This is a genomic window from Pseudoxanthomonas sp. JC1303, assembly GCF_058448525.1.
This window is the reverse complement of record NZ_CP185958.1, coordinates 807,864-822,990: the sequence shown is the minus strand read 5'-3', so window position 1 is coordinate 822,990 and position 15,127 is coordinate 807,864. Positions and strand designations below refer to the sequence as shown.

General features: G+C 67.8%; 14 protein-coding genes. 6 read left to right on the top strand and 8 right to left on the bottom strand.

Annotated elements, in window-relative coordinates; all coding sequences use genetic code 11:
- The first annotated feature begins 12 nt into the window (after window positions 1-12).
- The 3 genes from ACORQU_RS03740 (at window position 13) to ACORQU_RS03730 (ending at window position 3,718) form a co-directional block, all read left to right on the top strand.
- A complete protein-coding gene (locus ACORQU_RS03740) occupies window positions 13-1,206 on the top strand; it encodes a sensor histidine kinase (protein ID WP_491643540.1) in 1,194 nt (397 codons plus the stop codon).
- Window positions 1,207-1,298: 92 nt separating this feature from the next.
- Entirely contained in the window at window positions 1,299-1,901 is a 603-nt protein-coding gene (locus ACORQU_RS03735; RefSeq protein ID WP_491643539.1) for a response regulator transcription factor, read from the top strand.
- Window positions 1,902-2,002: 101 nt separating this feature from the next.
- Entirely contained in the window at window positions 2,003-3,718 is a 1,716-nt protein-coding gene (locus ACORQU_RS03730; RefSeq protein WP_491643538.1) for a diguanylate cyclase, read from the top strand.
- Window positions 3,719-3,796: 78 nt separating this feature from the next.
- Here ACORQU_RS03730 and ACORQU_RS03725 read toward each other — a convergent pair whose 3' ends face one another.
- The 8 genes from ACORQU_RS03725 to ACORQU_RS03690 form a co-directional block, all read right to left on the bottom strand.
- Window positions 3,797-5,173, bottom strand: coding sequence for a leucyl aminopeptidase family protein (locus ACORQU_RS03725; RefSeq protein WP_491643537.1), 1,377 nt, complete (start codon window positions 5,171-5,173; stop codon window positions 3,797-3,799).
- Window positions 5,170-5,889: an HAD-IA family hydrolase gene (locus ACORQU_RS03720; RefSeq protein WP_491643536.1), complete on the bottom strand. Its 720-nt coding sequence runs from the start codon at window positions 5,887-5,889 to the stop codon at window positions 5,170-5,172. Before ACORQU_RS03720 ends, ACORQU_RS03725 begins: the two co-directional genes overlap by 4 nt.
- Window positions 5,890-6,225: 336 nt before the next feature.
- Window positions 6,226-6,687, bottom strand: a complete 462-nt coding sequence (locus tag ACORQU_RS03715) for a hypothetical protein (protein ID WP_491643535.1) — start codon at window positions 6,685-6,687, stop codon at window positions 6,226-6,228.
- 29 nt (window positions 6,688-6,716) lie between these two features.
- Window positions 6,717-7,817, bottom strand: a complete 1,101-nt coding sequence (locus ACORQU_RS03710; RefSeq protein ID WP_491643534.1) for an AI-2E family transporter — start codon at window positions 7,815-7,817, stop codon at window positions 6,717-6,719.
- Entirely contained in the window at window positions 7,814-8,362 is a 549-nt protein-coding gene (locus ACORQU_RS03705) for a protein sip-5 (protein ID WP_491643533.1), read from the bottom strand. The genes ACORQU_RS03710 and ACORQU_RS03705 overlap by 4 nt, the downstream gene beginning before the upstream one ends.
- Window positions 8,359-8,880 carry a phage holin family protein gene (locus ACORQU_RS03700; protein WP_491643532.1) on the bottom strand — a complete coding sequence of 174 codons (522 nt, stop codon included), beginning with the start codon at window positions 8,878-8,880 and terminating at the stop codon, window positions 8,359-8,361. Before ACORQU_RS03700 ends, ACORQU_RS03705 begins: the two co-directional genes overlap by 4 nt.
- A gap of 25 nt (window positions 8,881-8,905) precedes the next feature.
- The gene (locus ACORQU_RS03695; protein WP_271648499.1) at window positions 8,906-9,241 is read right to left on the bottom strand and encodes a hypothetical protein; all 336 of its coding nucleotides are present in this window, start codon (window positions 9,239-9,241) and stop codon (window positions 8,906-8,908) included.
- A gap of 177 nt (window positions 9,242-9,418) precedes the next feature.
- Window positions 9,419-10,879: a Do family serine endopeptidase gene (locus ACORQU_RS03690; protein WP_491643531.1), complete on the bottom strand. Its 1,461-nt coding sequence runs from the start codon at window positions 10,877-10,879 to the stop codon at window positions 9,419-9,421.
- 504 nt (window positions 10,880-11,383) lie between these two features.
- Here ACORQU_RS03690 and ACORQU_RS03685 point away from each other — a divergent pair.
- The 3 genes from ACORQU_RS03685 (at window position 11,384) to ACORQU_RS03675 (ending at window position 15,090) form a co-directional block, all read left to right on the top strand.
- Window positions 11,384-13,537, top strand: a complete 2,154-nt coding sequence (locus tag ACORQU_RS03685) for an adenosylcobalamin-dependent ribonucleoside-diphosphate reductase (RefSeq protein ID WP_491643530.1) — start codon at window positions 11,384-11,386, stop codon at window positions 13,535-13,537.
- A gap of 139 nt (window positions 13,538-13,676) precedes the next feature.
- Complete coding sequence (locus tag ACORQU_RS03680) at window positions 13,677-14,171, top strand: hypothetical protein (RefSeq protein WP_491643529.1); 495 nt, start codon at window positions 13,677-13,679, stop codon at window positions 14,169-14,171.
- A gap of 112 nt (window positions 14,172-14,283) precedes the next feature.
- Entirely contained in the window at window positions 14,284-15,090 is an 807-nt protein-coding gene (locus tag ACORQU_RS03675; protein WP_491643528.1) for a TSCPD domain-containing protein, read from the top strand.
- Window positions 15,091-15,127: the final 37 nt, after the last annotated feature.

The window sequence follows — 15,127 nt, the reverse complement described above, 5'->3', positions numbered from 1 at the left end:
GCGTCCTTCGCCATGATTCCTCGCCCGCTGCTCGCCTGGTTCACCCCGGACGCCGACTCCGATGCCGCCGAGCGCATGCGCCAGGGCAAGTCGCCCTGGACCGAGGCGGTGCACCTGCTGTGGTCGGCCTGGGTGTTCGTGGTGCCGCTGTTCGGAAATGGCGGCTATAACCTGTCCTGGGCAGGGTGGACGTTGCTGTCCTATCCCACGTTCCTGTTCCTGTATGCGATGACCCTGCTGCGTTCGCGGCGCACCAGCAATCGCTATGCGCTGGCGATGATCGTGATGAGCGTCGCCCTGCTGCCGGTGTATCCCTCGGGCATCAGCTACTTCGTGTTCGGCTGCCTGAGCTTGTCCATCGACGGGCCGCATTCGCTGCGCCGCTACCTCGGCCTGCTGATCCTGCTCAACCTGGCATTCCTGGCCTGTGCCTTGTGGCTGGGGTATCCGTGGCAGATGCTGGTGTGGTTGCCGATTTCGGTCCTGGGGACTGGTGCGGTGATCGGCGTGCAACAGCTCAACCGGCACAAGGACGCCGCCCTGCGCCTGAGCCACGAGGAGGTGCGGCGCCTGGCCGCGGTGGCCGAGCGCGAGCGCATCGGCCGCGACCTGCACGATCTGCTCGGCCACACGCTCTCGCTGGTGGCGTTGAAGTCCGACCTGGCCGTGCGCCTGGTCGAGCGCGATCCGGACGCCGCACGGCGCGAGATGCTTGAGGTCAGCGGTGTTTCGCGCGAGGCACTGGCCCAGGTGCGGCGCGCGGTCAGCGGCATCCGGTCGGCCGAGCTGGCGGCCGAGCTGGCTTCAGCCCGGCTGCTGCTGGAATCCTGTGGCGTGGTGTTGCGCTACCACGTCGACGACGTGCCGCTACCGCCCGCGGTGGAAACCGCCTTCGCCCTGGTCCTGCGCGAGGCGGTGACCAACGTGCAGCGACACGCACAGGCGCGTGCGGTGCAGATCGCCGTGGCGGGCGACGACGCGGCCCTGTCGCTGCGCATCCACGACGACGGCCGCGGAGGTGACATGGTGCCGGGCAACGGCCTGGACGGCATGCGCGCCCGCGTGCAGGCGCTGGGCGGCACGCTGCAGGTCGAAGGTGCGCGCGGCAGCGGCACCACGGTCCTCGCGCGGGTGCCACGGCCGGCACCGGTTGCCGCAAACCATGCCGTGGGCGCCGCCATGGCGGCGATGAAGCTACCCGGCTAAAGCTCATCGTCGCCATGGCGACTCCCACAGAAGCCTCAAGCCGCGCATTCGCGCTCTAGAATCCTGACCATGCCGCCGACCCAAAACACCCCGTGATCCGCGTCCTGCTGGCCGAGGACCAAGCCATGGTCCGCGGCGCACTGGCTGCACTGTTGGGCCTGGAAGCAGACATCGACGTGCTGGGGGCGGCGGCCGATGGCGAGGCGGCCTGGCGTGAGCTGCAGCGTCTGCGGCCAGACGTGCTGGTCACCGACATCGAGATGCCGGGGCTGTCCGGCCTGGAGCTGGCCCAGCGGGTGCAGCGCCATGCACTGCCCACCCGCGTGGTGATCGTCACCACCTTCGCCCGGCCCGGCTTCCTGCGCCGCGCGCTGGATGCCGGCGTGGCCGGCTACCTGCTCAAGGACGCGCCGCCCGAGCACCTGGCCGATGCGCTGCGCAGCGTGCATCGCGGCGGCCGTGCCATCGCCCCGGAACTCGCGCTGGAAGCCTGGTCGGAAACCGATCCCTTGAGCGAACGCGAGCGCCAGGCCCTGCGCCTGGCCGGCGAGGGCCTGACCGCCGCGGAGATCGCCATCCGCCTGCACCTCTCGCACGGCACCGTGCGCAACTACCTGTCCGAAGCGATCAGCAAGCTGGGGGTCGGCAATCGCATCGAGGCCTATCGCCTGGCCCGGCAGAAGGGCTGGCTCTGAAAGCGTTTTTCTGCGGAAACAGTGATGCAGCGCCGGTTTGTTCCGAGCCCAGCGCGCCGGCGCCGCCCTAAAATTGGCACACGCTTTGCAAAGACGTTTTCATGATCTCTCTTCGTCGTATCACCAATCAGGTTGGCCCGCTGCTGGCCACGGCCATCTTCGTGGTCGTCGGTCTGGGCATCCTGCGTGGCACCGAGCGCTTCGCCGAGGATGCCCGGTGGGTGTCGCACACCAACGAAGTGATTGCACGGATCGACGAAATCGAAGCGCGACTGCGCGATGCCGAGTCGGCCCAGCGTGGCTTCCTGCTGACCGGGCAGGTGGACTACTTGGCGAGCTATCGGCTGGGGAAAAGCCAGCTGCCGGATCAGTTCGCCGAACTTGAACGGCTGATCCGGGACAATCCCGAGCAACTTGGGCGGGTCCGCGATCTGCGCGCCCTGATCGATCAGCGCCTGCGCCAGACCGACCAGGTGCTGGACGTCTATCAGACCCAGGGACAGACCGCCGCACAGCAGGCCATCGGGGCCAACGCCCAGGCCACCTCCGACGCCATCCGTGTCCAGATGCGAACGGCCCGCCAGGCCGAGCGCGAGCTGTTGCGGGGACGTGCGGCTTCCAGTGACCGTAGCGCGATGCTGCTCAGGGCCTTGGCCCTGGCGGGGATTCCTGCCGGCATCGCGGTGATCGCGATGGTGTATGTCCTGATGCTGCGCGAGATCCGCGGCCGCGACCAGGCCGAACGCGAAACCATCGCCAGCAACGCGCGCCTGATCAGCACGGTGGAGGAGCTGGAGCACACCGGCGCCGACCTGCGTGAACTGAGTCATTTCGCCAGCATGCTGCAAAGCTGCGTGCGGCCCGAAGAAGCCCTGGACCTGACCATCCAGCTGATGACGCGGCTGCTGCCCGGCACCGGCGGCACGATCTACCGCATCCGCGCCTCGCAGGATTACGCCGAAGCCATGGCGCAATGGGGCGAGCATGTGGTGCCCAGCGCGCAGATGCTGCCACACGAGCACTGCTGGGCCTTGCGTCGCGGCCAGTCGCAGTTGGCTCACGGTCCAGCCGATACGGTGCGCTGCAAGCACATCGAATCCACCGAAGGAGCCACCGCCTGCATCCCGCTCAATGCACAGGGCAATCAGTTGGGCTTCCTGTATGTATCGGCAAACGACAGCGAGTTTCTGGGCCGCGTCCAGCTGATCGAAACCGTCGCCGAACAGCTGGCCATGGCGCTATCCAACCTGCAGTTGCAGGACCGCCTGCGCATCCAGTCCATCCGTGAACCGCTGACCGGCTTGTTCAATCGTCGCTATCTGGAGGAATCGTTGTCGCGTGAGCTGGCCCGCTGCGAGCGCCGCAACTTGCCGCTGGCGGTGATGATGCTGGATGTGGACCACTTCAAGCGCTTCAACGACACCCATGGCCATCCGGGCGGCGACGCGCTGCTGGCCGGTTTCGGTCAACTCCTGCAGACGCTCTCGCGCCAGGAAGACATCGCCTGCCGTTACGGTGGCGAAGAGTTCACCCTGATCTTGCCCGAAGCCTCACCGCAGGCGGCCCTGGAGCGGGCAGAGCAGATTCGCGAGGCCGTGCATGCCTTGCGCGTCCAGCACCTGGGCAAGGATCTGCCGGCGGTGACGGTGTCCATCGGCTTGGCCTGTTTCCCGGCTGATGGTGGCGACCCGGAGAGCTTGGTCAGCCACGCCGACCGGGCCTTGTACCGAGCCAAGGCGCGTGGCCGTAACCGGGTTGAGAGCGGTCATTCGGTCCACACCCTGGTGACTCCTTCCAGTAGCACGGGCGCCAGCTGAGTCCGATCGCGCCGTTCCCGAATGCCCTGCCGGGGGCGGCTGAGCTTTCCAAAAATCCTTGCGCATCGCCGTGGACGATCAGCCCGCGTAACGGGCGCGCAGCATCTCGAAGGCCGCACGCAGGGCCATGGCCTCGCCGCCGGCCGGGCGGCCCGGGCGATCGCCGTCGTTCCATGCATACACGTCCAGATGCGCCCACGGCGTCCCGGCCGGGACGAAGCGCTCCAGGTACAGCGCCGCGGTCACCGCGCCGGCCATGCGCGAGCCGGCATTGGCCAGGTCGGCCACATGGCTGGTGAGGTAGCGCAGGTAAGGACGCCATAGCGGCAGGCGCCACAGCGGATCGCGGGTCTGCTCGCCCGCCGCCAGCCAGGCGTTGGCCAGCGCATCGTCGTTGGAGAACAACACCGGCAGCTCCGGCCCCAGCGCGATGCGCGCCGCGCCGGTGAGCGTGGCGAAGTCCAGCAGCAGCTCGGGCTGGTCCTCGCCGGCATAGGCCAGCGCATCGCACAGGATCACCCGGCCTTCGGCGTCGGTATTGTCGATCTCCACGCTGATGCCGGCGCGGGTGGCGATCACCTCGCCGGGACGGAAGGCGTCCGGGCCGATGGCGTTCTCCACCGCCGGCACCAGCAGGGTCAGCCGCACCGGCAACTGCTGGTCCATGACCAGCTCGGCCAGCGCGATCGCATGCGCCGCGCCGCCCATGTCCTTCTTCATGTTGCGCATGCCGTCGGCCGGCTTGATGTCCAGCCCGCCGGTGTCGAAGCACACGCCCTTGCCGACCAGGGTGACCTTGGGCGCGTCTTCGGTGCCCCAGCGCAGCGCGATCAGGCGCGGCGCGCGATGCGAGGCGCGGCCGACCGCGTGGATGGCGGGGAAGTTGCGCGCCAGCAGATCGGCGCCTTCGATCACCTCCACCTGCGCGGCGTGGTCGGCGCCGATCTGGCGGACCACCGCTTCCAGGTCGGCCGGGCCCATATCTTCGGTGGGCGTGTTGACCAGGTCGCGCACCCGCAGGCACGCGGCCAGCAGCGCCCGGGTGCGGCTTGCGCCAGCGGCGACCTGCAGCAGCGCCGGTGCGCGCAGCGGGGTCTTGTAGCGATCGAAGCGATACGCGCCCAGGCCCCAGCCCAGTTCAAGCGCCGCGCGCGCTTCGTCGGAGAGCACGCTCCCCTCGACCCGCCAGCAGCTGCCCGGCGGCAGCCCCATCGGCGCATGGCCATAGGACAGCGGATCGGCGGCATCGCCGATGGCCAGCACCGCGCCGGCCAGGCCATCCGCGCCGGGCAGCAGGGCCAGCGTGCCCGGGGCCGCGTTGAAGCCCTGCGCCTGCAGCCAGGCCACGGTCGCGCCGGGCTGGGTCGCGCACCAGTCCTGGAACTGCTCGCGCTGCAGCACGTGCAGCGGCAGGCAGGCGGTGGCGGTGTCCTCGATGAAGGCGGTCTGGCTCATGCGGCAGCGGTGTCCTTGGTATCCAGGTGGGCGTCGAGCCAGTCGGCCAGCGCGGTGAGGGTGGTGAACTCCAGGTCCGGCTGCACGTCATCGATGCTCCACTGTGCGCCGATGCGGTTGAGCCAGCACGCGCGCAGGCCCGCGCGCGCCGCGCCGGCCACGTCCATCAGCATGTGGTCGCCCACGTGCAGCACCTGCTCTGGTGGCAATGCCAGCTGCGTGCAGGCCGCATGGAAGATGCTGGCCTCCGGCTTGGCCGCGCCATGCTCGCGTGCGCCCAGCTGGAACACGAAGTGTTGGTCCAGCCCGCAGCGCGCCAGGTCGGCATTGCCGTTGGTCAGCGCCGCCACCGGCAGCCGCGCGGCGATGCGTTCCAGGGCGTGTACCGCATCGGGGTAGCACTCCACACGATTGCGTTCGGCATAGAACACCTCGTAGGCGGGGTCCAGCAGGGCCAGGTCGGCACCGCTCTCGCGCAGCGCGTGTTCCAGGGTGAGCCGGCGCATGGCCGACAGGTCGTGCAGCAGGTGCGGATTGTCGGCAAACACCCGTTCGCGGACCTCGCGCATCACCTCGATGGGAAACTGCGCGGCGGTGGCCGGGCTATGGGTTTCGAGCCAGGCATGCAGGGCCTGCTCGATGCGCGCCCCGATCGGCGCGAACGGCCACAGGGTGTCGTCCAGGTCCAGGGTGACGGCGCGGATATCGAAATTCATCCCGCTATTTTAGCCTGCCGGGCGCAGGCGGGTTTTGCGGCTGCTTTTTGCGTTTGCTTGCGCTGTTGCTGTTGCTGTTGCTGTTGCATTGCCCTTGCTTTTGCTTCACCTGACCGAGCCGTAAAGCGCGCCGAGCACCGCAGCCAAGCAGGGCCGAAGAGGCGCCCTTGTTTGAGCGAAGCGAGTTTGGGCGCCGTGCCCTGCTTGGCGAGGAGCGCAGGGGACCGATGCGCAGCATCGGCGCGCGTCCGGCGAGAAGCGGTTTTGCCTTCTTTTGCCGCGACAAAAGAAGGTCGCGCCCGAAGGGCGTGAAAGCTCTTGATCCTGCTTCCACCTTCAGCTTGGGCAGCGAGATGCGCTTGATCTAGCGAAAGGGTCGAGACGAAAGGCATCGCGCCAACGGCGCGACAAGTGCAAGGCTTTCGCGCTTGCAGCGCGAGTAACTTTTGTCGCGGCAAAAGTCACCAAAACCGCTACTCGCCGGACACTCGCCACCGCTGCGCGGCGGTCCCCTGCGCTTCTCGGAACACGCGGCACGTCGCCCAAACTCGCTGCGCTCAGACAGGGCGACTCTTCGGCCGCGCGTTCCTGCGATGCTCGGCTCGCTTTACGGCTCAGACAAAGATCAAATGCCGACGGCAACAGCAACAGCAACAGCAACAGCAACGGTAACGGCAACAGCAACAGCAACAGCAACAGCAACAGCAACAGCAACAGCAACAGCAACAGCAACAGCAACAGCAACGGTAACGGCAACAGCAGCAGCAGCAGCAGCAGCAAAAGATCGAGCGCCAACACGGCGCGGTCTCTGCCCCAGTGGCAGCGCGTCACTCCATCAACCGCGCCCAACCCTCCAACCCCTGCACCTGCGCCAGCACCAACTTGATGCACACCAACATCGGCACCGCCAGCAGCAGACCGATGATCCCCCACAGCGAGCCAAATACCATCAGCGCCAAGATCAGGATCAAGGGAGACAGACGCATCTGCCGGCCCAGGATGATCGGGGTGACCAACTGGCCTTCCAGCGTGTGCAGGCCCAGGTAGATTGCCGCTGGCAGCAGCGAGGTCCAAGCATCGTCGAAGGTGGTCAGGCCCACCACCAGCATCATCACCATGCCGGCCAGCGGACCCACGTAGGGGGCGAAGTTGAGGATGGCCACCAGCGTGCCCCACAACAGCGCGTCGGCGATGGGGAATTCCAGCAGGTACAGCGCCCCGGCGAACAGCAGTCCGACCACCGCGTTGATGATGGTGATGGTCAGGACGTAGCGCGAGACCGAACGCTCGATCGATTGCAGGATGCCCACGGTGAGCTTCTGCTGCTGGCGCTTGGGGAGCAGTGCGATGGCGTGCCGCTGCAGGTTCTCGCCGTAGACCATGAAAAAGAACGTCAGCAGCACCACCGCCAGCACCGAGGCCAGCATGCGCGGGGTGGTGGTCAGCTTGCGAAAGGGATCTTCGGCCGTGCGCATCACCTGCGGGCGGCGCCCGGTGTCGCCGGCGGCGGCGCGGGCGAAGTTCTCGGCGGCCTCGTTGGCGTCGTAGACCGGCTTGGTCAGCGCACGCAGCTTGGGCGCCAGTTGGCGCAGTTCACGTGGCGCGGCCTTGGCCCAGGCGGCGGCGGGCGGCACCAGCTGGTAGGCCAGCGCGCCGGCCGCCGCCAGGCCGAGCACCAATACCAGGACCGCCCCGACGAAGCGGGGCAGATACAGCCGCTGCAGGCCGCGGATCATCGGATTGCCCACCAGCGCCAGGAAGCACGCCAGCAGCACCGGCAGGATCACCGCCTGCGCCACCCACAGGGTGAAGCCGCAGGCCAGGAACGCCAGGATCACCAGTGACAAAGGACCGCGCGGGCGGGGCGGGGGCGGCGCGGGCGCCGGGTCGGCCTCGGGGGCCGCCAGATCTGCGTCCAGGGCGTTCACCGCTCGGAGAGGTGGGTGGCGGCTTCCGCCGGCTGCGGCGGATGGGCGGTCCAGCGTTCGGTTTCCCCGTGCTCGTCCACAGGCGGGGCATAGCCCGGCCCTTGCGCGGCGCGGTGTGGGACGTCGCGTGCCGGGCCCGCGCCAGTGCTGGCGGCGTGGCGGGCGGCCTGCGCGGCGGCGACACCGGCAGCGGCTTGGGTGTTCTGGGTCGCCTGCGCGGCGTCCTGGGCGCTGTCGGCGGCCTCGTCGGCCTTGTCCGCGGCCTGGTCGGCCTGCCAGGCGGCCATCGACGCCTGCAGCGTGGTGAACATGCCAGACACCATGCTCACCACGCGCAGCCATTTGGTCGCGCCCATGACCCGCGAAGGGTGCGAGCTGCCGGTCAAATAGCCGACGCCCAGACCCACCAGGACGATGCGCCAGGGCGTCCAACTGCGCTTCCAGTGGCTCAACAGCGCGCCGGCATTGTCGATGGTCTGCTGGCGCCGGCCCTCGACCAGGGTTTCGGCGCGGACCACGCGATGCTTCAGCTTGGCGAACTTCATGGGCGGCCTCCCTCGGCCACGCCGGCCGGCGCGGGTGCGGCCGCCTGCGGGACTGGCGTGCCGCTCACACCAGGGGTGTCTTCGTCTTCATCCTCGTCATCATCGCCAATCCCCATCGCCTTGAGCTGGCGGCGGGTGGCTTCCATGCGAGTGAACTCGAAGTAGCGCAAGGTCTGCACCACGCCGAGGATCGTCATAAACAGGCTCAACCCTGCGGCGATGGACACCGAGGCCAGCCATGAAAACCCGTTGTGCTGGAGCAGGGCGATCAACACGCCCATCAGCAGCAACCAGCTGCACACACCGAAGACCGCGGCCACCGACATCCACACCATCGCGCGGGCCAGGGCCACGCGCGCCAGTGCGAAGTCGGCCAGGGCCAGCTTGCGCAGCGCACGGGCAGTGTCCAGCGCCGAAGTCAGCCCCGCCTTTCCGGAGCGGCCGACTTGGCGCAGGCTGTCTTCCAGCGATGGCGTCGCCCCACCCGGGGCTTGTTCTTGATGCTCGGTGTCGCTCACGCGTTCCCCTCGCGTCGGCGTCGGATCAGTCGCCGCGACGACCCAGCTTGGCGATCACCCAACCGGTGGCCAGGGCCACGCCGAAGGCAGTCAGCGGACGCTCGCGAATCACTTCGGCGGCGCTGTCGATCAGGTCGCGGCCCTTGTCCATCAGCGCGTCCATCTGCTCGCGCGCGGCTTCGCCGCCAAATTCCGCGGCGCTGATGCCGGCCAGGGCACTGTCGGACAGCTCGGATTTCAGCTGCGCCTTGCCCAGCTTGAGTTCGTCACCGGCCACGCCGGCGGCGCCGCGCAGGGCTTCGCTGGCTGCCGTGGCCGCGGACTTCAGGTGCGAACCCGCCTCGCCCAGGTTGGTCTTCATCTGATCGGCGGCGGTGGAGGCGGCGGCGCTGTGGGCAGCGGTGCCGAGGGTGGGGTTGGGATCGCTCATGGTGGTCTTCTCCGTGTCTGTGGATGCAACGGTACGTTTTGAATCTACCGCACGACCGCATGAACGCCCTGTTAGTTCGGCCGCGCCTACAAGGGCGCGGCCGCAGCTTCAGCGCATCAGCAACTGGCCGTCTTCGCCATTACGCAGCACTCGCAACACCAGCTGGCGCGGCGTGTCGCGCAAGCTCGCGCGGAAGCCCGCCAGGTCGCTGAAGTTGCCGCCACTGCCGGCGAACACGATGTCGCCCTGGCGCAGTCCGTTGTTCCACGCGCGGCTGCGCGGCTGCACCTGGCTGACCTGCACCCCGCCGTTGGCGCCCATGCCGCGCAACTGCTGGCGGGTGGCTTCGTCCAGTTCGTCGAAGGTCGCCCCGGCCAGACGCGCATCCAGGTCCGCGCCATTGGCTTCGCGCAGCTGTTCCTTGAGCGTGGCGGTCAGGGTGAGCGGCTTGCCGTCGCGACGCAGGCTCAGGGTCACCTTGCTGCCCACGCCCTGCAGGCCCTCGAAGTTGTGCAGGGCCCCACCGTTGTCGATGCGCTGGCCGTTGGCCTGCAGCACCACATCGCCGGGCTGCACGCCCGCGGCGGCGGCGGCCGAATCGGGATAGATGCCGGTCACCAGTGCGCCACGCGGCGCATCCATGCCCAGCGCGTCGGCCAGCTTCTGGGTCACGTCCTGGGTGGTCACGCCCAGCGTGCCGCGCTTGACCACGCCCTTGTTGGTGTAGAGCTGCTCGGCAATGTTGCGGGCCAGGTCGATCGGGATGGCGAACCCCAGGCCGATGTTGCCGGCCATCGAGCCTGAAGGATTGAAGCTGGCGGTATTGATGCCCACCAGCTGGCCTTTCAGGTTGACCAGCGCGCCGCCGGAATTGCCCGGGTTGATCGACGCGTCGGTCTGGATGAAGTTTTGGAAGCCGGCCACCGGGATGCCGCTGCGGCCCACCGCCGAGACGATGCCCGAGGTCACCGTCTGCCCCAGCCCGTACGGGTTGCCCACCGCCACCACGAAATCGCCGACCTGCAGCTGGTCGCTGTCGCCCAGCGGGATCTGGGTCAGGTCCTTGGGCGGGATGCGGATCAGGGCCACGTCGGTGTCCGGGTCCGAGCCCAGGAACTCGGCCTCCACCGTGCGCCCGTCGTTGAGGGTGACCGACACGCCGTCGGCGTTTTCCACCACGTGGTGGTTGGTGAGGATCAGGCCGCGCTTGGCATCGATGATCACGCCCGAACCCAACGCGCGCTGCACCCGCTCGCGCGGGATGTCCGGAATCCCGAACAACTGGCCGAACGGCCCCAGCGGACTGGCCACGCGCACGGTCTGGCGGCTGTACACGCTGACCACCGCCGGGGTGACCCGCTTGAGCATCGGCGCCAGCGAGGGCATCGGCTCGCCATCCACGGCCGATGGCAGGGCGGCCCCGGCCGCGGCCGGCAGTACCGAGCTGGTCGGCGGGGCGTCTTCGCGGGCCTGGGCGGGTTGTTCGACGGTCTGGTACAGGCCGAGGGCGACAAAGCCGCCAAAGGCGGCGGCAGCGGTCAGGGCGAGCAGGGTCGGAAAGGGACGCATGGCGTGGCTTGGAAGTGGATGGAGTCGAAGGCGCCGCATCGTGGCCCGCCCATGGCGCGCCGCCGCATGGGCGAACCTGAACGAGTGTGATGTCCAGCCCTTAAATCCTCAATGAAAACGCCCGATCCCACCCCTTTCGGGGGTCATGGAACCGGGTTTTGACGGTTCCACGCAGAACCGCTTTTTCGCGGTTGACACGCCCCCGTGGCAGGGCTAACTTCCTCGGCCTGCGGCCCCAAGATGTAGCGAAGGGGTCGCGTGACGGCCCCAAGCGGTAGGGTTTTGCTTGGGAACCCCAGCGCCACAGGGGAGACGGCGCATGCAGCAGGTGGTGGTCGCGGGGTTCCAGCCCGCCAACACAATCGACATCACCTGCACATGCCCGCCCCTGAGGCACGGCACGCCGCCCTGCAGCCGCGGTCCACGCCCCGGCACCACCATCAACACGCCTCCCGTGCGTCCCACGCGCGGCGGCATCATTTTCACTAGGGAGAGCTCCAACCCATGAGCACGGTGCGCCTTGAGGCGGTCAAGAAAGAACACGCGGCCCGCGTTATCCCGATGCAGCCCGCGTCCCAGGACATCTGGGACAAGAAGTACCGCCTGAAGAGCAAGGCCGGCGTGGCCATCGATGCCGACATCGACGGCACCTACCAGCGCGTGGCCCGCGCCCTGGCCGATGCCGAGCCCACGGTCGAAAAGCGCACCTACTGGTACGAGCGCTTCCTGTGGGCGCTGCGCCGCGGCGCCATCCCCGCCGGCCGCATCACCTCCAACGCCGGCGCGCTGGAACACAAGCCGGCCACCAGCACCATCAACTGCACCGTGTCGGGCACCATCACCGACTCGATGGACGGCATCCTGGAGAAGGTCCACGAGGCCGGCCTCACCCTGAAGGCCGGCTGCGGCATCGGCTACGAGTTTTCCACCCTGCGGCCCAAGGGCGCCTTCGTCGCCGGCGCCGGCGCCTACACCTCCGGGCCGATGTCCTTCATGGATATCTTCGACAAGATGTGCTTCACCGTGTCCAGCGCCGGTGGCCGTCGCGGCGCGCAGATGGGCACCTTCGATGTGTCCCACCCGGACGTGAAGGACTTCATCCGCGCCAAGCGCGAGGACGGGCGCCTGCGCCAGTTCAACCTCTCGCTGCTGATCACCGATGGCTTCATGCAGGCCGTCGAGCAGGACACCGACTGGCCGCTGGTGTTCCCGGTCAACAAGAAGGAAGAGGCCGACATCGACCTGACCAACGCCGAGCAGGTGGTCTGGCGCGAGTGGCCCAACGCCGAGACCTACGTCACCCGCGACGACGGTCTGGTGGCCTGCAAGGTGTACGGGCAGATCCGCGCCCGCCATCTGTGGGACATGATCATGGTCTCCACCTACGACTACGCCGAGCCGGGCTTCATCCTGATCGACAAGGTCAACGAGATGAACAACAACTGGTGGTGCGAGAACATCCGCGCCACCAACCCTTGCGGCGAGCAGCCGCTGCCGCCGTACGGCGCCTGCCTGCTGGGCTCGATCAACCTCACCGGCTTCGTGCGCGACCCGTTCACCGACCAGGCGCGTTTCGACTGGGAGGAATACAAGGAAGTCGTGCGCGTGTTCACCCGCATGCTCGACAACGTGGTGGAGGTCAACGGCCTGCCGCTGGAGCAGCAGCGCCAGGAGATCATGCGCAAGCGCCGCCACGGCATGGGTTTCCTCGGCCTGGGCTCCACCCTGACCATGCTGCGCATGAAGTACGGCAGCGCCGAGTCCTGCGAGTTCACTGAAGCAATCGCCCGCGACATGGCCGTGGCCGGCTGGGAAACCGGCCTGTCCCTGGCCAAGGAAAAGGGCGCCGCCCCGATCATGGAAGAGCGCTTCCAGGTCACCGCCGCCATGCTGCGCCAGCGCCCGGAAATGGCCCAGGACGGCTGGAAGGTCGGCCAGGAGATCGAAGGCAAGGTGCTGCACGCCAAGTACAGCCGCTACATGCAGCGCATCGCCAGCGTGGCCCCGGAACTGGTGGACGAGCTGGCCGATGTCGGCGCGCGCTTCACCCACCACAGCTCCATCGCCCCGACCGGCACCATCTCCCTGAGCCTGGCCAACAACGCCTCCAACGGCATCGAGCCCTCCTTCGCCCATCACTACAGCCGCAACGTGATCCGCGAGGGCAAGAAGTCCAAGGAGAAGGTGGACGTGTTCTCCTTCGAGCTGCTGGCCTACCGCGAGCTGATCAACGCCAAGGCCATGCCGTTCTCCGAGGAGGCCGAGGCCAAGCTGCCCGACTACTTCATCGCCGCCGACGACATCCATCCCAAGGAACACGTGGACGTCCAGGCCGCCGCGCAGAAGTGGGTGGACAGCTCCATCTCCAAGACCGCCAACGTCCCCACCGACTACCCCTACGAGTCGTTCAAGGACATCTACCGCTACGCCTACCAGCAGGGCCTGAAGGGCTGCACCACCTTCCGCTTCAACCCGGCCGCCTTCCAGGGCGTGCTGGTCAAGGAAGCCGACCTGGAAAACACCACCTACCGCTTCGAGCTGGAAGACGGCTCCATCGTGGAGGTCAAGGGCAACGAGCAGATCGAGTACGACGGCGAGATGCACACCGCCGCCAACCTGTTCGACGCGCTGAAAGAAGGGTATTACGGCAAGTTTTAACAAGGGTCACGGCAAGTTCTGAGGTCCCTCGTGTCCCGCCCCTCGCGCAGCGCTGGGGCCGGGGCGGGCACCGCCCGCGCTTCACTGTCGCTGCACTAGCATCGTGGTCGTCATCAACTTCCAGCCCTTTGGAGGGCACATGAGCAAGGGAACGGATATCACCGCCACGCTGTCCGACGCCGCCGGCAGCGTAAAGGGCAAGACCACCGAACTGGCCACCACCGTGGCCGACTCGGCCAGCGCGACCGCCGACAAGCTCGCCAAGCGCGCGGCCAAGGCCAGCAAGACCGTCAGCCACAAGCTCGCCCTGGCCAAGAAGGCCGTCAACAAGCGCACCGCCAAGGCCTCCAAGGCGGTCAAGAAGACCGTGGCCACCACCAAGGAAAAGCTGACCGTCGCCAGCGCATCGGCCAAGGCCGAGGCCGCCGCCCTTAAGGCCAAGGGCGTGGGCGCCAAGCGCGTGCCCGCCAAGAAGACCCCCGCCAAGGTCGCCAAGGCCCCGGTCAAGAAGGCCGCTGCGACCCAGGCCGTGGCCAAGCCGGCCGTCAAGAAGGCCCCGGCCAAGCCAGCACCGGCCAAGAAGGCCCCGGCCAAGCCGGCCCCCGCCAAGAAGACGGCCAAGAAAACCGTCTGATCCACCCCAAGGTCCGCCGCGCGCGGCGGGCCCTTCCACGCCGCATCGGGTGCGCCCGGCGCGGTGCGGTGTCCCTCCCGCATCCCACATTCGCAATTCAGGACCGAAGGCCATGGCCGTCAAGATCGACAAGAAAATCAAGGGCTACAGCGTGCTCACCCCGGAAGACAAGGCGCGCGACGCCGCTCCGGCCGGGCCCGCCGCATCCGTCAGCCGCGCCAGCGCCGAGGCCGAACTGCCGGTGGCCGAAGTCATCCAGATGCACGAGCGCATCGAGCGCCCGGACGTGCTGATCGGCAGCACCTACAAGATCAAGTCGCCCATGGTGGAGCACGCCTTCTACGTGACCATCAACGACATCGTGCTCAACGCCGGCACCGAGCACGAGCACCGCCGCCCGTTCGAGATCTTCATCAACTCCAAGTCGATGGAGCACTTCCAGTGGATCGTCGCGCTGACCCGCATCATGTCGGCCGTGTTCCGCAAGGGCGGTGACGTGACCTTCGTGGTCGACGAGATGAAGGCCGTGTTCGACCCGCGCGGTGGCTACTTCAAGGCCGGTGGCGTCTACATGCCGTCCCTGGTGGCCGAGCTGGGCGCCATCGTGGAAGAACACATGAAGTCCATCGGCCTGCTGCACGACCCGGAAATGTCCGAGCACCAGAAGGCCCTGCTGGCCGAAAAGCGCAAGCAGTACGAGGACCGCTCAAAAAAAAACACTGACGTCGTAGCCGCCCCGGCCGCCGCCGCGCCGATCCCCACCAGCACCGCCGACCACGTCGAGGACGTGGAGGTCACCGGCGACGGCGCCAGCTTCCCGCCCAGCGCCAGCATGTGCCACAAGTGCAGCACCAAGGCGATGGTGATTATGGATGGGTGTCAGACGTGTTTGAATTGTGGGTATAGCAAGTGCGGCTGATGCCGTAAGAAATTAGAACGGGTCAGGCATCTCACCT